We start from the raw sequence: 18,946 nt of genomic DNA, 5'->3' as shown, positions 1-18,946 counted from the left end.
GTGAGTCTGACTTACGGTTGTAATCCTTAAACGTGAAAGAAGAGAGAAGCCTATGTTTGGTGGAAAAGGCGGTCTGGGTGGCCTGATGAAGCAGGCTCAGCAGATGCAGGAAAAAATGCAGAAGATGCAGGAAGAGATCGCTCAGCTGGAAGTCACGGGTGAATCCGGTGCCGGTCTGGTCAAGGTGACCATCAACGGTGCGCATAACTGCCGTCGCGTTGAAATCGACCCAAGCCTGCTCGAAGACGACAAAGACATGCTGGAAGATCTGGTTGCAGCCGCGTTTAACGATGCTGCGCGCCGTATCGATGAAACTCAGAAAGAGAAAATGGCCTCTGTTTCCAGCGGTATGCAACTGCCGCCTGGCTTCAAGATGCCATTCTGATGCAAACCAGTCCGCTGCTCACGCAGTTAATGGAAGCACTGCGCTGTCTGCCGGGTGTCGGCCCGAAGTCGGCGCAGCGCATGGCGTTTACGCTATTGCAGCGCGACCGCAGCGGCGGGATGCGCCTGGCGCAGGCTTTGACCCGTGCCATGTCAGAAATTGGTCACTGTGCGGATTGCCGTACCTTTACCGAGCAGGACGTGTGTAACATCTGCACTAATCCGCGTCGTCAGGAAAATGGTCAGATTTGCGTGGTGGAGAGTCCGGCGGACATCTACGCCATCGAACAGACCGGGCAGTTTTCTGGCCGCTATTTTGTGCTGATGGGGCATCTCTCCCCGCTGGACGGTATTGGCCCGGACGATATCGGTCTCGATCGCCTTGAACAGCGTCTTGAGTCCGAAACGATCAAAGAGGTGATCCTCGCCACCAACCCAACGGTGGAAGGGGAAGCTACGGCCAACTACATCGCCGAATTGTGCGCACAGTATGGCGTTGACGCCAGCCGCATCGCTCACGGCGTGCCAGTGGGCGGTGAGCTGGAGATGGTGGACGGCACCACGCTGTCCCACTCTCTGGCTGGACGTCACAAGATTATTTTCTGACCAAACGGAGGCTGCAATCGCGGCCTCCGCTTGAAATTCTCCCCTCGTATCCCCATCTCTCCCTCAACGTTTTAAAACCCCATTAAATGGCATTGTTGAGGTCGACATAGATGAAAGGACAAGAAACCCGTGGTTTCCAGTCAGAAGTAAAACAGCTTCTGCACCTGATGATCCATTCCCTGTATTCCAACAAAGAAATCTTCCTGCGTGAGCTGATTTCCAACGCCTCCGATGCGGCGGACAAGCTGCGCTTCCGCGCCCTGTCTAACCCGGATCTGTACGAAGGCGACGGAGAGCTGCGCGTGCGCGTCTCTTTCGATAAAGAGAACCGTACCCTGACTATCGCCGATAACGGCATTGGTATGAACCGCGACGAGGTCATCGACCATCTCGGGACCATTGCTAAATCCGGTACCAAAGCGTTCCTCGAATCAATGGGCTCCGATCAGGCGAAAGACAGCCAGCTGATCGGCCAGTTCGGTGTGGGCTTCTACTCGGCGTTCATCGTTGCGGACAAAGTCACCGTACGTACCCGCGCAGCAGGCGACAGTGCGGATCACGGCGTCTTCTGGGAATCTAAAGGCGAAGGCGAATACACCGTTGATGACATCACCAAAGCGGACCGCGGTACCGAAATCACCCTTCACCTGCGTGAAGGCGAAGATGATTTCCTGAATGACTGGCGCGTGCGCTCCATCATCAGCAAATACTCCGACCATATTGCCCTGCCGGTTGAGATTGAAAAACAGGAAGAGAAAGACGGTGAAACCGTGGTGTCCTGGGAGAAAATCAACAAGGCGCAGGCGCTGTGGACGCGCAATAAGTCTGAAATTAAAGACGACGAATACAACGAATTCTACAAACACATCGCCCACGACTTTACCGATCCGCTCACCTGGAGCCACAACCGTGTGGAAGGTAAGCAGGAGTACACCAGCCTGCTGTATATCCCGTCTCAGGCGCCGTGGGATATGTGGAACCGCGATCACAAGCACGGTCTGAAGCTGTACGTCCAGCGCGTGTTTATCATGGATGACGCCGAGCAGTTCATGCCGAACTACCTGCGCTTTGTGCGTGGCCTGATTGACTCCAACGATCTGCCGCTGAACGTCTCCCGTGAAATTCTGCAGGACAGCACCGTCACCCGTAACCTGCGTAATGCACTGACCAAACGTGCGCTGCAGATGCTGGAAAAACTGGCGAAAGACGATGCAGAAAAATACCAGACCTTCTGGAAACAGTTCGGTCTGGTGCTGAAAGAGGGCCCTGCGGAAGATACATCCAACGTAGAAGCCATTGCTAAACTGCTGCGTTTCGCTTCCACTCACACCGACTCCTCTGCGCAGACCGTGTCGCTGGAAGAGTACGTCTCCCGCATGAAAGAAGGGCAGGAGAAGATCTACTACATCACCGCCGACAGCTACGCCGCGGCGAAGAGCAGCCCACACCTCGAGCTGCTGCGTAAGAAAGGCATCGAAGTACTGCTGCTGTCTGACCGCATCGACGAGTGGATGATGAACTACCTGACCGAGTTCGACGGTAAGGCGTTCCAGTCCGTCGCCAAAGCCGATGAGTCGATCGATAAACTGGCCGATGAAGTGGACGAAAGCGCGAAAGAAGCGGAGAAGGCGCTGGAGCCTTTCGTTGAGCGCGTGAAAACGCTGCTGGGCGATCGCGTGAAAGAGGTGCGTTTCACTCACCGTCTGACTGATACCCCGGCCATTGTCACCACGGATGCGGATGAAATGAGCACCCAGATGGCGAAACTGTTCGCCGCGGCGGGCCAGGCGATGCCAGAAGTGAAGTATATCTTCGAGCTGAACCCGGATCATCCGCTGGTGAAACGCGCGGCGGATACGCAGGACGAAGCACGCTTCGCCGAGTGGGTTGAGCTTCTGCTGGATCAGTCTCTGCTGGCCGAGCGCGGCACGCTGGAAGATCCTAACCTGTTCATTAAACGTGTGAATGCGCTGCTGCTGGCGTAATTGACCCGCCTCCCCCTGGTCTTCTCCCTCTCCTGTGGGAGAGGACCGGGGGAGGGCACCAGACCGCTCCTTCCCGTTAATCTCCCTTCATTAACCGTTTCAGCCCGCCTGCCTTCCTTGAGCCATATCCGTTCTGGTGGTATTGTTTAGCGCTTTTGAAAAATTGAATCGACTTTTGAGGGGATTTTCGCAATGCGTATTATTCTGCTTGGCGCTCCGGGCGCGGGTAAAGGAACTCAGGCTCAGTTCATCATGGAGAAATACGGTATTCCGCAAATCTCCACCGGTGATATGCTGCGCGCCGCTGTTAAATCTGGCTCCGAGCTGGGTAAACAAGCGAAAGACATCATGGACGCAGGCAAGCTGGTGACCGACGAGCTGGTTATCGCTCTGGTCAAAGAGCGCATTGCTCAGGAAGACTGCCGTAACGGTTTCCTGCTGGACGGCTTCCCACGCACCATTCCTCAGGCTGATGCCATGAAAGAAGCGGGCATTAACGTGGACTACGTGCTCGAGTTCGACGTGCCGGACGAGCTGATCGTTGACCGTATTGTTGGTCGTCGCGTACACGCTGCATCTGGCCGCGTTTACCACATCAAATTCAACCCGCCTAAGGTTGAAGGTAAAGATGACGTTACCGGTGAAGAGCTGACCACCCGTAAAGACGATCAGGAAGAGACCGTGCGTAAACGTCTGGTGGAATACCATCAGATGACCGCTCCGCTGATCGGTTATTACACCAAAGAAGCGCAGGCGGGTAACACCAAATACGCGAAAGTTGACGGCACCAAAGCCGTTGCTGACGTTCGTGCAGAGCTGGAAAAAATCCTCGGCTAATTGCACCTCTCTCACCCGGGCTCTCCGGGTGAGAAAAATTCTCATCTTACCTATTGCAGCAATGGGTTTCGTTTAAACGCTTTTCCGCTACAATTGAAAACCATTCAAATGGTTAAGAGGCGTGAATGAGTCAGGCGAAAACCGGCATCCTGCTTGCCAATCTGGGTACACCAGATGCACCGACATCAGAAGCGGTAAAACGCTACCTGCGACAATTTTTAAGCGACACGCGCGTCGTGGATACCCCAAGACTGTTGTGGTGGCCGCTGCTGCGTGGCGTCATTCTGCCGATTCGTGCCCCACGTGTAGCAAAGCTTTATCAGTCCGTCTGGATGGAAGAGGGCTCACCGCTGATGGTGTATAGCCGTCGGCAGGAAAAAGCGCTGGCCGCCCGCCTGCCGGATATGCCCGTCGCGCTGGGCATGAGCTACGGTAAACCGTCACTGGAAAGCGCGGTCGACTCGCTGCTGGCGCAGGGCGTCGACCACATTGTGGTTCTCGCCCTTTATCCGCAGTACTCCTGCTCGACGGTTGCCGCCGTCTGGGATGAGCTGGCACGTATTCTGGCGACCCGCCGCCGTATTCCTGGCGTGACCTTTATTCGCGATTACGCCGATAACGAACGCTATATTAAAGCGCTTGCCAGTAGCGCGCGCGCGTCGTTTGAAAAACATGGCGAGCCGGATCTGCTGTTGCTCTCCTATCACGGGATCCCGCAGCGCTTCGCCAATGAAGGGGATGATTACCCGCAGCGCTGCCGCGACACCACCCGTGAGCTGGTCTCAGCCCTCGACCTGCCGCCAGAGAAAGTGATGATGACCTTCCAGTCGCGTTTTGGCCGCGAGCCGTGGTTAACGCCTTACACCGACGAAACCCTCAAAATGCTCGGTGAGAAGGGCGTGAAACATATTCAGGTGATGTCACCCGGTTTCTCCGCCGACTGTCTGGAAACGCTGGAAGAGATTGCCGTGCAGAACAGAGAGTTCTTCCTCGAGGCGGGCGGAACGAAATATGAATACATTCCGGCCCTTAACGACTCGCCTGAGCATATCGAGATGATGGTGTCACTGGTGACAAACAGCCGCTGATCGCACTATGGGCCGGGTTTGTGCTACCATTCCCGGCCCATAATCCTTGCACAGTTCAGACCCATGAAATTTCCCGGTAAACGCAAATCTAAACACTACTTTCCCGTTGATGCCCGCGATCCGCTCCTGCAGCAAATCCAGCCGGAAAATGAAACCAGCGCCGCATGGGTCGTCGGTATCGATCAGACGCTGGTGGACATTGAAGCTAAAGTGGATGATGCGTTTGTCGCTCGTTACGGTCTGAGCGCCGGTCACTCGCTGGTGATTGAGGACGATGTTGCAGAAGCCCTGTATCAGGAGCTGACGCGTGAAAACCTGATCACCCATCAGTTTGCCGGTGGCACTATCGGCAACACCATGCACAACTACTCGGTGCTTGCCGACGACCGCTCTGTGTTATTGGGCGTCATGTGCAGCAACATCGAAATTGGTGGCTACGCCTACCGTTACCTGTGCAATACCTCCAGCCGCACCGATCTGAACTACCTTCAGGGCGTTGACGGGCCGATTGGCCGCTGCTTCACGCTGATCAGCGATTCCGGCGAACGTACCTTTGCCATCAGCCCTGGCCACATGAATAAGCTGCGTGCAGAGAGCATTCCGGAAGCGGTGATTGCGGGCGCGTCTGCACTGGTGCTGACGTCGTATCTGGTGCGCTGTAAACCCGGCGAGCCGATGCCGGAAGCCACCATGAAAGCGATTGAGTACGCGAAGAAATACAATGTGCCGGTCGTTCTGACGCTGGGTACCAAATTCGTGATAGCCGACAACCCCGAGTGGTGGCAGGCCTTCCTGAAGGAACACGTCTCGATTCTGGCGATGAACGAAGAAGAGGCTGAAGCGTTGACCGGCGAGAGCGATCCGCTGCTGGCCTCCGATAAAGCGCTCGACTGGGTCGATCTGGTGCTCTGCACTGCCGGACCGGTAGGGCTGTATATGGCAGGCTTCACGGAAGAAGAGAGCAAACGCAAAACGCAGCATCCACTGCTGCCAGGCGCCATTGCCGAGTTTAACCAGTACGAGTTCAGCCGCGCGATTCGCCATAAAGATTGCGAAAACCCGCTGCGTATTTACTCCCACATCGCGCCGTATATGGGCGGGCCAGAAAAGATCATGAACACCAATGGCGCGGGAGATGGCGCACTGGCGGCGCTGCTGCATGACATCACTGCGAATGCCTACCATAAAACCAACGTCCCGAATTCCAGCAAGCACAAATTCAACTGGCTGACCTATTCGTCGCTGGCGCAGGTATGTAAGTACGCGAACCGCGTGAGTTATCAGGTGCTGAACCAGCACTCGCCGCGCTTAACCCGCGGTCTGCCGGAGAGGGAAGATAGCCTCGAAGAAGCCTACTGGGACCGATAAAGGCAAAACGGCAACCTTGCGGTTGCCGTATTCGTGTTTGTACCCTCTCCCGGTGGGGGGATATGGAAAATCAAAAAAATTAACCTTTTAAATTAAAATGTTACATTGGTTTTGTTAAGGTTAATTTTTTTAAAGTTCAACTTTGGTTCAACTAACAAATGACCCAAAAATCACCTCATCCCGTTTATGCATTGATTATGCATAAGCGTACTGAGGAAGTGTAACAGCAAAGAGGCTAATGTTGGGAGGGTACATCCCTGTACTCAATGTTACTTTTTCCTGGACACTCCCCCCCTTATAAGGTGCGTGGGATTCATCTTTCTTTTTAACCCATTCTTCAAAATCATTCTCCAGCCAGCCTAAGAAAGTTCCCCCACTTTTACGTGAAGCAGGTCAACATACGGCTGGATTGTTGATCAGATATACGGGCCTTTGAAGTAAAATAAAAAAGGGACTCATTAGAGACCTTTTTTTTATGCTACCGCTCTTTCATTCCAGGTATCTTTAAAAATTATGTTCCCATCACAATATTTCCATTCGATAGATTCATAGCGGATTTCAACTTCCTCCATATGTTTACTTGCAACGCCCAGAGGAAATAAAACTGGAGAGATTCTTGTTATTTTCACATTTTGCAATGTTATATTAAAATATTCTATCTCTATTCCTGCCTCATTAATTCTATACATTTTTATTAAAGCTTCTTTAAACATTCTACCAGTACATACACCTCTGAATAAAAATGGGGTGAGGCGATCAATTTCTTTTTCAAATGTGATAGGAACATGTATGCGCGTTCCAGTTAGCTTTCCTGTATTATAATCAGTAGGAATCCATACAGAATGATTGAAAGATTTAAGCTCAGTCGAACCCAATCGTGTTGGCATTACACATTCACCAATTAAAGGTGAATTATTTTCATCGGTAAGCCAAATATGTGCTGGTATTGTCATTTTTTTAATCCTTTGTCTTTGAAACGGAAAGCAATTACGAATATGATTATAAGAACGCCTAAGATTATTTTTCCTGCTATTTTTAAATCATTTATATTGGATGCTGCTATGCCAGCAAAAAAAGCAGCAAATATAAATACGCCGTACCAATAAATATCATTCAAACAATCCTGTTTAAAACTATTGAAGAATTGTTTTAAAAATCTCTTGATTGGTTCTAACATAATCACATCATTCTCTTTAAAGCATTAGTAATTTCATTATCAGTCGCCGTGCTTATATTTAAATACCCAGCCTTCATAATGATTGGCTCAATAAAGAAATACATCATTTCAAGTGTTTCTACATAGAGTGCGTGATAAAATTGCGGCATAAAACTTTTTAATCTATTTGCACTTTCAGAAGCTTTGTAAACAATCCCATATAAATTCAATGCTGTAATGGGAATGCCAGCCCGTCCACCTAATTTCTTCACAAAAGCAGCCTCTACTGATCCGCTCACTTTATTTCCATAACAGATGTAAGATACAACAGAATAAATTAAGGCTCTTTTTGAGACATTTTTTATGGCAAAGTTTTTTGTTACTGGAATTAATTTTTCAAGAAGTGTTTTTTTCTGTTTTTCATTTTTGTTTTTGAGGATGGTTTCTATATAAAGCGTCATCATCCTGAAAATCAAATCCCGGTGTTTTATTAGCTGGCCTAAACCCAAAACAAATCTAACATCTTCATCCCTTAATCTTAAGCATACATCATGATAATTTTCAGTTAAACAAGATGAGTAATATAAAAGGCGCGTGGCTGCATCACCAAGATTACCCACATAATCAACAAAGCCATCTTTGACACCAGCCATAGCCTTATCTAATCTCATGGCTAATTCTTTGTCGGTTCCAATTTCCTTAATAATATTTTCACTGTAATACATAATATGTCCCTGTGATTTGATTCGTTGATCATCTTACACGTTTAGCTTTGCTCCAAGTGATCATGCTCTCAGTTCTTGTAAATAGTAAAAAAAAGCCACCTTCATATTATCTAGATAGATAGGTGGCTTTAAATGATTAAGCTAGTGAATGCAATGTGTAATTAATTGTTGTTCATTATTTCTTTCAGCTTATTTTCCCATTTCAAAAGGGCTTCCAGCTTTTCATCATTGTAATCATATCTGTCATAATGCATGCTCGAAACATCATTCATTGCATGATTCTGGATTCTGTCACGAATATCTTTGCTGATCTTCAATTGTCCAGCAAGGGTCTTAAATGTTCTTCTGAAGTCACGCACGGAGAAGCTCTCAATACAATGGTTTTCGAAAAAGCGTTCAATATTACCTGCAAGTGTCCTGGCATTCATAAATGCTGTTGGCGTTTTCGAGAATTTACCATTTGAGTTTGTTTTGTTTTTTTCTTCCCACTTTCTTAACTTCGTTTCATAATCCTGATTTGGAAAAAGATATTCGTTATCGGGATAACGTGAAATCATCAAATCAATCAAATGGACCGCACTATCGCAAAGAGGCAGGTAATACCATTTTTTAGTTTTTTGAAATTGAGGGTGGAATCGAAAGAGTTCGGCTTTTCTTATCATAGTTATTTTTTGCTAAAGACATTATCTCATAAGGTCGTTGGCCCCCGCAGAAAAATACTAACTGAATGAGAACTGCAACATCGGGATTAAAAAATTCCTTTTCTGTTGTTTTAAGGAGCAAAGCAAGTTCATCAAAATCAAGAAATCTTTCCCCAACATATCCCTCATGCTCTAAAGCAGGAATAGGAGTAACCGGGTTAAAAGGCACGTCGAACATGATGTCGGGCTTATCAAGAAGAAGGGATTTGTCACACTTAACTGCCCATGAAAAAGTGGTTATGCAAGGGCTTACGGATCTCATTAACCCAACCACGCTTTGAGTACGCTGATATACTTTGTTAAGAACTGCTCGGATATCGTTAGTAGTGATTTTTTTACGATGGTACTTTCAGGAAGCAAGCCAGTTTCTAACAGTGTTGATCTGAGGGCTATGTAATGATGATATTCACGCTTACCGGATGCGATGAAATCAGCTTTATGTGCTTCAAACAGATCAGCAAGTGTGCCGTTTTTCCTGGCTACCTTTATCACATCCGGGCAAGCAGCTAATGACTCAAATTTCTACAGAGCGCTACTGATAGTCATATCAGGATAGACACCCAACTTCTCGAATTTTGCGCTTTTTCCTACAAAGTGACGATACATAAAGGTTTTGCGTCCAGATGGATAAACGCGAATTCCCACACGTCCAGTGCCTCGTTCACTGCTGGCATGTTACGCTATGTAGGACTTATCTTTTGGAGCAAGATTTTCGATTGCCTTGTTAGTAAAGTTGATTTGCATTATTCATTTCCTTTGCATAATGAGTGTATTTTTATTCACGGTTCAAGTTCAAAAACGGGTTCAAAAAAAGTTTCTTGAACTAGGGCCTGGTGGCGAAAACTTACTCAGGCAATGCAATAAAACTTAATTAAATCGATATTTTTTAACTTAAATTACTCCGTTGTTTGTTCAATTATTTTGAAATCTCTCCCACTCAGAGTGGGAGAGGGTCAGTAAAGGGCTGCAGAAGGCACGCTTACCCCGTCACCACCTCGTCAACCGGCGGTTTCGTTAACAGCGTCAGCATCGCTTTTGCAATTTCGCGTTCACCCATCACCACCTGATCCGCACCCCGTTCGGTAATGTACTCCACCTCATCGTCATAATGGGCACGGGCAATGATCTCAATATTCGGGCATTTTTCACGTGCGGACGCCACAATTTCACCCGCTTCATAGCCGTTTGGAATGGTCAGCAGCAACCAGCGTGCGCAGTCCAGATGCGCGAGATTCATGATCTCTTCGTTTGCCGCATTGCCCAACACCGCGCGAACGCCGCGCTCGCGCAGCTCGTCGACACGGGTACGTGATGTTTCAATCACCACCAGCGGGATCCCCTGCGCCATCAGCTTCTCACCGAGCAGGCTTCCTACGCGGCCAAAGCCGACCAGCAGGGCATGATTGCAAATATCCACCGGGATCTGCTTCTCTTCTTCGATAGCTTCTTCCAGCGTCTGCTCTTCCAGCGTTTCGGTTTTATCGAGGTATTTTTCCAGCAACGCAAACAGGACCGGGTTCAGCATGATGGAGAGGATCGCTCCGGCGAGGACCAGATTTTGCCCGGCCTGCGGCAGCAGATTCAGCGCCATACCCAGGCCCGCCAGAATAAAGGCGAACTCACCAATCTGCGCCAGGCTGGCGGCGATGGTCAGAGCGGTACGCGGCGAGTGGCCAAACATCCGTACCAGGAAGAAGGCGGCAACCGACTTACCAAAGATAATAATCGCCAGGGTGCCCATCACGGCCAGCGGCTGCTGAACCAGAACCATCGGATCAAACAGCATCCCGACAGAGACAAAGAACAGGACGGCGAAGGCGTCGCGCAGCGGCAGCGTATCGTGCGCCGCACGGTGGCTCAGCTCGGATTCGTTCAGCACCATCCCGGCGAAGAACGCGCCCAGTGCAAAGGAGACGTCGAACAGTTCAACGGCACCGAAGGCAATCCCCAGCGCCAGGGCAAGGACAGACAGGGTAAACAACTCACGGGAGCCGGTGGCCGCGCTGCGGGACAGGATCCACGGCACCAGACGGCGGCCCACCAGCATCATAATGGTGATAAACGCCACCACTTTCCCGATGGTGATGCTCATGTCCAGCGCCAGCGTCGCAAAGCCGACGCTCTCTTTTTCCATCATACCGGCGACGGCAGGCAGCAACACCAGCGTCAGCACCATCACCAGGTCTTCCACAATCAGCCAGCCTATCGCGATTTGTCCGCGCTGGCTGTCGATAAGCTGCCTCTCCTCAAGCGCGCGCAGCAGTACGACGGTACTGGCGGTTGAAAGACACAGCCCAAAGACGATACCGGTCATCAGCGACCAGCCAAGCACTGTCGAAAGCGCCATTCCCAGCAGCGTCGCTACGGCTATCTGTGCGATCGCTCCCGGTATGGCGATCGACTTTACCGCCATCAGATCCTTCAGTGAGAAATGCAGACCTACGCCAAACATCAGCAGAATCACGCCTAATTCCGCCAGTTCGGGCGCCAGTTTGGTATCCGCCACGAAACCTGGCGTAAAGGGACCCGCCAGCACACCCGCTAACAAATAGCCCACCAGAGGCGAAATACGCAGTTTATTGGCAATCATGCCGAGGATAAAAGCGAGCACAAGTCCACCAACAATGGTGGTGATAAGCGGTGTGGCGTGATGCATTCCGTCTCCTTTCGTTGTGGGTGTTCCATTTGGTTAAAAAACCAAAAACCGAGTAATAGTTTATGACAATTTTTGCCGTTATGTTTATGAATAATTGTTGAAGTTTGAATAAAACAGCAATATGCGTGTAAAAAAGCGCATTTTGATAAATTAGGCGGGGGGATGCAGAAGAAACCCTTATGGCATCAGGGGGTCAGGCCGCCAAAGTAAAACTTTAGCGACCGTTATATTACGCTTTATGGCGGTTATCAGGCAGGAATATGGTCAACATTCCCAGAAGCGGCAGGAAAGCACAGATTTTATAGACCAGGAAGATGCTGGTGTGGTCGGCAATCATGCCCAGCACTGCTGCACCAAGGCCGCCCATGCCGAAAGCAAAACCGAAAAAGAGCCCGGAAACCATACCGATACGGCCTGGCAGCAGCTCCTGCGCGTAAACAAGGATGGCGGAAAACGCCGAGGCGAGGATAAACCCAATAATCACGGTCAAAATCCCCGTCCACTCCAGGCTTGCATACGGCAAAATAAGGGTAAACGGGGCCACGCCGAGGATAGAGCCCCAAATGACGTATTTGCGCCCGATTTTATCGCCCACAGGCCCGCCGATAACCGTCCCTGCAGCCACCGCAAACAGGAAGGCAAACAGGTGAAGCTGGGCGTTTTGGACCGATAATCCGAATTTTTGCATCAGGTAAAAGGTGTAATAGCTGCTGATGCTCGCCATATAGAAGTATTTCGAGAAAATCAGCACCAGAAGCACGGAGACGGCCAGAATGACCTTATCGCGAGGAAGGGGATTGATAACCTTCGCTTTAGGTTTACCTTTGTTCACGCGATGCTGCGCGGCATACCAGCGGCTGATCTGAATCAGTACGATAATCGCCAGCAAGGCTGCCAGCACAAACCACGCTACGTTACCCTTGCCGTACGGAGCGATGATCACCGCTGCCAGCAGTGGGCCGAGGGAGCTGCCAAAGTTACCGCCCACCTGAAAGAGCGATTGCGCCAGCCCGTGACGGCCCCCGGAGGCCATGCGCGCCACGCGTGAGGACTCCGGGTGAAAGACCGACGACCCCGTGCCCACCAGCGCGGCGGCAATCAGCACAGCTTCAAAGCTGCCTGCCATTGCCAGCAGAACCAGCCCGCTCAAGGTAAAACACATGCCAATCGGTAGCGACCACGGCATAGGATATTTATCCGTCCAGTAGCCCACGACCGGTTGCAGAAGCGAGGAGGCCAGCTGGAAGGTCAGGGTGATCATCCCGATCTGCACGAACGTTAACGAAAACTCGGACTGCAGCAGCGGGTAGATCGCGAGAATCAACGACTGGATCATGTCGTTGAGCAGATGTGAAAGACTGATTGCGCCTAACACTTTAAACGAGGTGCGCGACGCCTGAGCGCCAGACACGGGCTGGGTTGATTCACTGATTGCCATAGAGATGAATACCACGTCTTTTGTTATTAGAAATGCAGGGTGTAATTATTATCCAACTAACATACCCGGCAGTGACATTTGAATAAAGTCGCAATTCTGAAAACTTATTTGTCTATTCTTATTAGTCACTGTAATTTTTGCCTTTGTCTATTGGTCAGGGAGAGAGAAGATGAAGTTAATGAAGCGGAGCGTCGCGCTGGCGCTGATCGCCGCCTGGGGTCTGGTTAGCCTGCCCGTGCAGGCCTATGAAAAAGATAAAACCTATAAAATCACCATTCTGCATACCAACGATCACCACGGCCATTTCTGGCGCAGTGAATACGGCGAATACGGTCTGTCGGCACAAAAAACGCTGGTGGATGGCATTCGTAAAGAGGTGGCAGCCCAGGGGGGTAGCGTACTGCTGCTGTCGGGGGGCGATATCAATACCGGTGTGCCGGAATCTGATTTACAGGATGCGGAGCCTGATTTCCGCGGCATGAATCTTATTGGCTACGATGCAATGGCCGTCGGTAACCATGAATTCGATAACCCGCTGACGGTGCTGCGTCAGCAGGAAAAATGGGCCAAATTTCCGTTCCTCTCTGCCAACATCTACCAGAAAAGCACCGGCGAGCGACTGTTCAAACCCTGGGCGCTGTTTAAGCGTCAGGATCTGAAAATTGCGGTCATCGGGTTAACCACTGACGATACGGCGAAAATCGGCAACCCTGAGTTCTTTACCGATATCGAATTCCGTAAACCTGCAGACGAAGCGAAGCTGGTCATTCAGGAATTGCAGCAGAACGAAAAGCCGGATGTCATTATTGCCACCACCCATATGGGCCACTACGACAACGGTGAGCACGGCTCGAATGCGCCGGGTGACGTGGAGATGGCTCGCAGCCTGCCTGCGGGCTCGCTGGCGATGATTGTGGGCGGTCATTCACAAGACCCGGTCTGCATGGCGTCAGAGAATAAAAAGCAGGTCGACTACGTGCCAGGCACGCCGTGTGCTCCGGACCGTCAGAACGGTATCTGGATTGTGCAGGCGCATGAATGGGGTAAATACGTGGGGCGTGCGGACTTTGAGTTCCGTAACGGCGAGATGAAGCTGGTGCACTATCAGCTCATTCCGGTCAACCTGAAGAAGAAAGTGACTTACCCTGACGGGAAAAGTGAGCGCGTACTCTACACCCCGGAAATTGCCGAGAACGCACAGATGCTCTCCCTGCTGACGCCCTTCCAGAATAAAGGCAAGGCGCAGCTGGACGTGAAGATTGGTACGCTGAATGGTCGTCTGGAAGGGGACCGCAGCAAAGTTCGCTTTGTGCAGACCAATATGGGGCATCTGGTGCTGGCGGCACAAATGGCGCGCACAAATGCCGATTTTGGTGTGATGAGCGGCGGCGGCATCCGTGACTCCATCGAAGGCGGAAACATCACCTATAAAGATGTGCTGAAGGTTCAGCCGTTCGGTAACATCGTGGTGTATGTCGACATGAGCGGTAAAGAGGTGATTGACTATCTCACCGCCGTGGCGCAGATGAAGCCGGACTCCGGCGCTTATCCGCAGTTTGCTAACGTCAGCTTTGTGGCAAAGGGCGGCAAGCTCAACGACCTCAAAATCAAAGGCGAGCCGGTCGACCCTGCCAAAACCTACCGCATGGCAACATTAAGCTTTAACGCCACCGGTGGTGACGGTTACCCGCATATCGACAATAAACCGGGCTATGTGAATACCGGGTTTATCGATGCGGAAGTGCTGAAGCAGTTCATCGAGCAGAATTCACCGATCGACGTGAATACCTATGAGCCGAAAGGCGAGGTGAGCTGGCAGTAGTGCGGTTTTGTGCCGGGGGGCGGCTACGCCTGACCCGGCCTGTATGAGAATCGTCGGCCCGGTAAGCACAGTGCCTCCGGGCCACTTCCTCAATCCCGTCGCGCAATATCCGCAAATGTCGCGTCCAGTATTTTCGCCAGATCGCCTGCGGACAGTTCAATATCCAGCCCGCGTTTGCCGCCGGAAATATAAATGGTGTCGAAGGTCTGCGAAGGGGCATCAATCAGCGTCGGCAGGCGTTTTTTCTGCCCGAGCGGGCTAATACCGCCGACAAGGTAGCCGGTAGTGCGTTGCGCAACCATCGGATCGGCCATATCCACCTTCTTTGCCCCCAGCGCTTTGGCCACTTTCTTGAGATCCAGTTGCCCGGCAACGGGCGTTACCGCAACGGCGAGGTGTTTCATATCACCGTTCACCGCCACCAGCAGCGTCTTATAAACCCGATCGGCGTTCAGCCCCAGTTTGCGCACCACTTCATCACCAAAATTCGTTTCGCTGGGATCGTGATCGTAGGTGTGGATCCGAAAGGGAATGTTGTTTTTTTCGAGTAATTTAACGGCGGGAGTCATAGCTATCCTTCTTACGACAGACAATTCATGCTGACAGCATACGCCTGACGTTTGTCTAAAAAATAGCACCATCTTGCGCAATAGTATTGGCAGTGATGGTCACTTTGAGCGACAATCGGCTCAACCGAAGGTCTCCTTCGGCATAATAAAAACGATGAAATTCCTCTTTGACGGGCCAATAGAAATATTGGCCATTTTTTTATTTCAGCAGTGACGGCAAATTCCCTTCTCCGTACAAATGTAACGCCCCGACAGCGACCACGTAACGCCCCGCAGGCAACGCATGTAACGTCTGCTGCCAGGCTTTGTTGCGCTCGTTCATCAGCACATCATACAACGATTCACTGAACGTCGACGGCAGCGCCAGTTTACCGTCCGTGGGCGGCGCATTCAGCCACCAGCCGATCATCGTTTGCAACAGACGCGCGTTGGTGTGCCAGTGGGTCAGGGTATCATCCAGCAGCATCAGCCCATCATCAGGAAGCTGGCGCAGCAGGGCTATCTGGCTGTCCGTACCTTCGAGCTCAATGACTGACAAATGGCGTGCTCTCGCGGCATTCAACAGCTGGTAATCAATACCGTAATCGCCGCGTAGCCCCAGACGCTGCGCCTGGGTCGCCTGCAGGACCATCGCGATTTGCCACAGCGGCAGTGTGTCCAGCATGGAGAGCGACACCCCCGTCTCATCTGCGACGCGCGTCAGTTCAGCAAACTGCGTGTCGTTCAAACGTTCAGCAAGGGGGAGATCGCTTTCGAGGCCGGCAAACGGCGACGTCTGGCCCGAAATATCCGCTTCAACGACCAGCGCATCGGCGCTCTTCAGCAGTTTCATCAGACCGGCTGGCAGCGGGGACATATCCTGCGTGCCCATATGGATGCTGCCCACCAGGTGAAGGTGCTGCCCGCCGGGAAGCGAGATATCCATGCCGGGCCAGGCATAACGGCGGGGGAAGAGGGCGCGAAACGATGTTTTTATACGATTAAACAGACTCATACGCGCTCCATAAACGGAAAGGTTCATGCTAGCGCGTAGGAGAAGAAGGTTCAATCTTTCGGTTTAAACCGCAACAACCGGTTTGCGTTGCTCACCACGGTAATGGACGAGAGCGCCATCGCCGCACCCGCGACAACCGGGTTCAGCAGCGTGCCGGTCAGCGGCCACAAAATACCGGCAGCAATCGGGATACCGAGCGAGTTGTAGACGAAGGCACCCAGCAGGTTCTGCTTCATGTTGCGCAAGGTGGCTTTTGAAATCGCCAGCGCGTCCGCAACGCCCATCAGGCTGTGACGCATCAGGGTGATGGCGGCCGTCTCAATGGCGACATCGCTACCGCCCCCCATCGCAATACCCACTTCCGCCTGTGCCAGCGCCGGCGCATCGTTAATCCCGTCACCGACCATCGCCACCTGGCGACCCTGGCTTTGCAGCGTCTTGATGGCGTCTGCTTTGCCGTCAGGTAACACCCCGGCAATGACCTCGTCAATCCCAGCTTCCCGGGCGATGGCGTTCGCCGTCACAGGATTATCCCCGGTCAACATCACCAGGCGATAGCCCGCACGATGCAGGCGTTGCAACGCCTGCACGCTGTCCTGGCGTAGCGGATCGCGAATCGCCAGCAGCGCCGCGGCCTTGCCATCAACGGCAAGCAGAACCGGGGTTGCGCCCTGAGAGGCTTGATCTTTCAGGTCTTGTTCCAGGGCTGAAGTCTCAACGCCATGCTCCTTCAGCAGTGCCTGATTCCCCAGCAGCAGCGTGTGCCCTTCGGCGGTACCGCTGACGCCTAAACCGCGCAGGGTACGGAAATTGCTCACCTGCGGCAGGCTGGCATTCCCGGCTTTCTCAATAATGGCGTGGGCCAGCGGGTGGCTGGAGCCTTGTTCAAGCGCCGCGGCGAGACGCAGCGCGTCATCCTGCGTGATGCCTGCGGTTATCACGGCCACTACCTGCGGTTTCCCTTCCGTCAGCGTGCCGGTTTTATCAAACACCAGTGTGTCCAGCGTGCTCGCCCGCTGCAGCGCATCGGCATCCCGTACCAGCACGCCAAATTCAGCGGCACGGCCTACGCCTGAGATGATCGACATTGGCGTGGCAAGACCGAGCGCGCAAGGACAGGCAATGATCAGCACCGTGGTGGCAATCACCAGGGTATAAACAATTTGCGGTGCCGGACCGAAGACATACCAGATAGCCGCGCTCAGCAGCGCGATACCGACCACGACCGGCACAAAAATGGCGGAGATTTTATCGGCCAGCTGACCAATTTCCGGCTTACTGCTCTGTGCCTGACGCACCATGCGAATAATGCGTGACAGCGTGGTATGGCTGCCGACCGCACTGGCGGTGAAAAGCACGCTACCGTCCTGCACCACCGTACCGGCATGAATGGCATCGCCCTGGGCTTTCTGTTGCGGGACGGGTTCTCCGGTCAGCATCGCTTCGTCAAACCAGGCTTCGCCCTGAGTGATTTCACCGTCGACGGGAACGCGGTCGCCGGTGGTCAGGCGCAGCGTCATGCCGGGTTGAACTTCAGCCAATGGGACATTTTTTTCACCCGTATCCGTCACGACGCGCGCGGTCGGTGGGGTTAAATCCAGCAGGCGCTCCAGCGCCCTGGAGGAGCGCTGACGGGCGCGCGCTTCAAGCATATGGCCGAGGTTAATCAAGCCGATAATCATCGCGCTCGCTTCATAATAGAGATGACGCGCTTCCATCGGGAACCACTGGGGCCAGACGTTGACGCTCATGGAGTACAGCCACGCCGCACCCGTGCCGAGTGCGACAAGGGTATCCATCGTCGCGGTGCGATTTTTCAGGCTTTTCCAGGCGCTGGAGTAGAAGTGACCGCCTGCGAAGACCATCACGGCAAGCGTAATCAACCCAATGACCAGCCACAGCGTGCGGTTATCGTCGGTGACCATCATATTGTCACCGATCATACCCCACACCATGACCGGGACCCCAACCAGCAGCGCGACGATGGCCTGCCAGCGGAAGCGTTTCATGGTGGCGACGGCCGTTTCCTGCTGGCGTTCACGACGTTTGAGGTCATCTTCGATGGCCTCTGCGCCGTAGCCCGCTTTTTCAACGGCCTGCACTAAATCTGCGGCGGAGGCACTGCCCATCACCAGCGCAGTACGCTCCGCAAGATTGACCCGTGCCTGCGCGACACCCGGTACAGCCTGCAAGGCATTTTGTACTCGGGAGACGCAGCTGGCGCAGCTCATGCCGTTGATCAGCAGCTGTTGGCTGTCATCAATATCATCAGCTACCGGAAGCTCAGGAGTGGCCGCTGTCAGTGCTTCCGACGGGGATGATGACTCTGCCAGCGGTTTAGCCTTTGGGTGGCTCAGCTCCGCCCCGTAACCAGCCTGTTTGATCGTATCAATCAGCGCATCCGCACTGGCGCTACCGGTGACGGCGGCGTGATCAAGGGTCACTTCAGCGCTGTCTACATCAGGACGCTGTTCCAGACTTTCTTTAACGCGTTTGACACAGTGGCCGCAGGAGAGGCCGTCCAGTGTCAGGTCAATAGTGTGAGACATAACAAAACTCCCGTATAATGATCTGGTCAGATGTTGACCGGCATAACGCTTTTCGCTAACTGTTATGA

General features: G+C 52.3%; 16 protein-coding genes. 7 read left to right on the top strand and 9 right to left on the bottom strand.

Annotation, left to right across the window (positions count from 1 at the left end):
- Positions 1 to 52: 52 nt before the first annotated feature.
- The 6 genes from L466_RS04010 (at position 53) to L466_RS04035 (ending at position 6,268) form a co-directional block, all read left to right on the top strand.
- Entirely contained in the window at positions 53 to 385 is a 333-nt protein-coding gene (locus L466_RS04010; protein ID WP_010428194.1) for a YbaB/EbfC family nucleoid-associated protein, read from the top strand.
- Positions 385 to 990, top strand: a complete 606-nt coding sequence (recR, locus tag L466_RS04015) for a recombination mediator RecR (protein WP_006809843.1) — start codon at positions 385 to 387, stop codon at positions 988 to 990. Before L466_RS04010 ends, recR begins: the two co-directional genes overlap by 1 nt.
- Positions 991 to 1,100: 110 nt before the next feature.
- Positions 1,101 to 2,975 (top strand): molecular chaperone HtpG, encoded by a 1,875-nt coding sequence (gene htpG / locus L466_RS04020; RefSeq protein ID WP_014168914.1) that lies wholly within the window; start codon positions 1,101 to 1,103, stop codon positions 2,973 to 2,975.
- Positions 2,976 to 3,167: 192 nt separating this feature from the next.
- On the top strand, positions 3,168 to 3,812 hold the full coding sequence (adk, locus tag L466_RS04025; protein WP_006809841.1) for an adenylate kinase: 645 nt from the start codon (positions 3,168 to 3,170) through the stop codon (positions 3,810 to 3,812).
- Positions 3,813 to 3,937: 125 nt separating this feature from the next.
- Positions 3,938 to 4,900 carry a ferrochelatase gene (hemH, locus tag L466_RS04030; protein ID WP_014168915.1) on the top strand — a complete coding sequence of 321 codons (963 nt, stop codon included), beginning with the start codon at positions 3,938 to 3,940 and terminating at the stop codon, positions 4,898 to 4,900.
- A 63-nt stretch (positions 4,901 to 4,963) separates the two neighbouring features.
- Positions 4,964 to 6,268 carry an inosine/guanosine kinase gene (locus L466_RS04035; RefSeq protein WP_020885178.1) on the top strand — a complete coding sequence of 435 codons (1,305 nt, stop codon included), beginning with the start codon at positions 4,964 to 4,966 and terminating at the stop codon, positions 6,266 to 6,268.
- Positions 6,269 to 6,741: 473 nt separating this feature from the next.
- On the opposite strand, the gene L466_RS04040 is transcribed toward L466_RS04035, so the two are convergent.
- The 6 genes from L466_RS04040 to L466_RS04060 all read right to left on the bottom strand — a co-directional run bounded on the left by L466_RS04040 (position 6,742) and on the right by L466_RS04060 (position 12,944).
- Positions 6,742 to 7,221: an Hcp family type VI secretion system effector gene (locus L466_RS04040; RefSeq protein ID WP_032681544.1), complete on the bottom strand. Its 480-nt coding sequence runs from the start codon at positions 7,219 to 7,221 to the stop codon at positions 6,742 to 6,744.
- Positions 7,218 to 7,445: a hypothetical protein gene (locus tag L466_RS0122660; protein ID WP_032681543.1), complete on the bottom strand. Its 228-nt coding sequence runs from the start codon at positions 7,443 to 7,445 to the stop codon at positions 7,218 to 7,220. The genes L466_RS04040 and L466_RS0122660 overlap by 4 nt, the downstream gene beginning before the upstream one ends.
- A 2-nt stretch (positions 7,446 to 7,447) precedes the next feature.
- Positions 7,448 to 8,149, bottom strand: a complete 702-nt coding sequence (locus L466_RS04045) for a hypothetical protein (protein ID WP_032681542.1) — start codon at positions 8,147 to 8,149, stop codon at positions 7,448 to 7,450.
- Positions 8,150 to 8,310: 161 nt separating this feature from the next.
- Positions 8,311 to 8,811, bottom strand: a complete 501-nt coding sequence (locus tag L466_RS24150; RefSeq protein ID WP_032677546.1) for a site-specific integrase — start codon at positions 8,809 to 8,811, stop codon at positions 8,311 to 8,313.
- A gap of 1,018 nt (positions 8,812 to 9,829) precedes the next feature.
- On the bottom strand, positions 9,830 to 11,506 hold the full coding sequence (gene ybaL / locus L466_RS04055) for a YbaL family putative K(+) efflux transporter (RefSeq protein ID WP_014168917.1): 1,677 nt from the start codon (positions 11,504 to 11,506) through the stop codon (positions 9,830 to 9,832).
- Between the two features lie 229 nt (positions 11,507 to 11,735).
- Positions 11,736 to 12,944, bottom strand: a complete 1,209-nt coding sequence (locus L466_RS04060; protein ID WP_025204837.1) for an MFS transporter — start codon at positions 12,942 to 12,944, stop codon at positions 11,736 to 11,738.
- A 169-nt stretch (positions 12,945 to 13,113) separates the two neighbouring features.
- Between L466_RS04060 and ushA the strand changes: the two genes are divergently transcribed.
- Complete coding sequence (ushA, locus tag L466_RS04065) at positions 13,114 to 14,766, top strand: bifunctional UDP-sugar hydrolase/5'-nucleotidase UshA (RefSeq protein WP_025204836.1); 1,653 nt, start codon at positions 13,114 to 13,116, stop codon at positions 14,764 to 14,766.
- Between the two features lie 89 nt (positions 14,767 to 14,855).
- On the opposite strand, the gene ybaK is transcribed toward ushA, so the two are convergent.
- The 3 genes from ybaK to copA all read right to left on the bottom strand — a co-directional run bounded on the left by ybaK (position 14,856) and on the right by copA (position 18,878).
- Positions 14,856 to 15,335 (bottom strand): Cys-tRNA(Pro)/Cys-tRNA(Cys) deacylase YbaK, encoded by a 480-nt coding sequence (ybaK, locus tag L466_RS04070; protein WP_020885175.1) that lies wholly within the window; start codon positions 15,333 to 15,335, stop codon positions 14,856 to 14,858.
- A 199-nt stretch (positions 15,336 to 15,534) separates the two neighbouring features.
- On the bottom strand, positions 15,535 to 16,329 hold the full coding sequence (locus L466_RS04075) for a TraB/GumN family protein (protein ID WP_025204835.1): 795 nt from the start codon (positions 16,327 to 16,329) through the stop codon (positions 15,535 to 15,537).
- Between the two features lie 50 nt (positions 16,330 to 16,379).
- Positions 16,380 to 18,878 carry a copper-exporting P-type ATPase CopA gene (gene copA / locus L466_RS04080; RefSeq protein WP_032681541.1) on the bottom strand — a complete coding sequence of 833 codons (2,499 nt, stop codon included), beginning with the start codon at positions 18,876 to 18,878 and terminating at the stop codon, positions 16,380 to 16,382.
- Positions 18,879 to 18,946 lie beyond the last annotated feature (68 nt).

Origin of the sequence: Enterobacter sp. BIDMC 30 (assembly GCF_000534355.1) — a bacterium.
GTDB lineage: Bacteria > Pseudomonadota > Gammaproteobacteria > Enterobacterales > Enterobacteriaceae > Enterobacter > Enterobacter ludwigii.
Note: the sequence above shows the minus strand (reverse complement) of the source record. Positions and strands in the feature narration are given on the sequence as shown.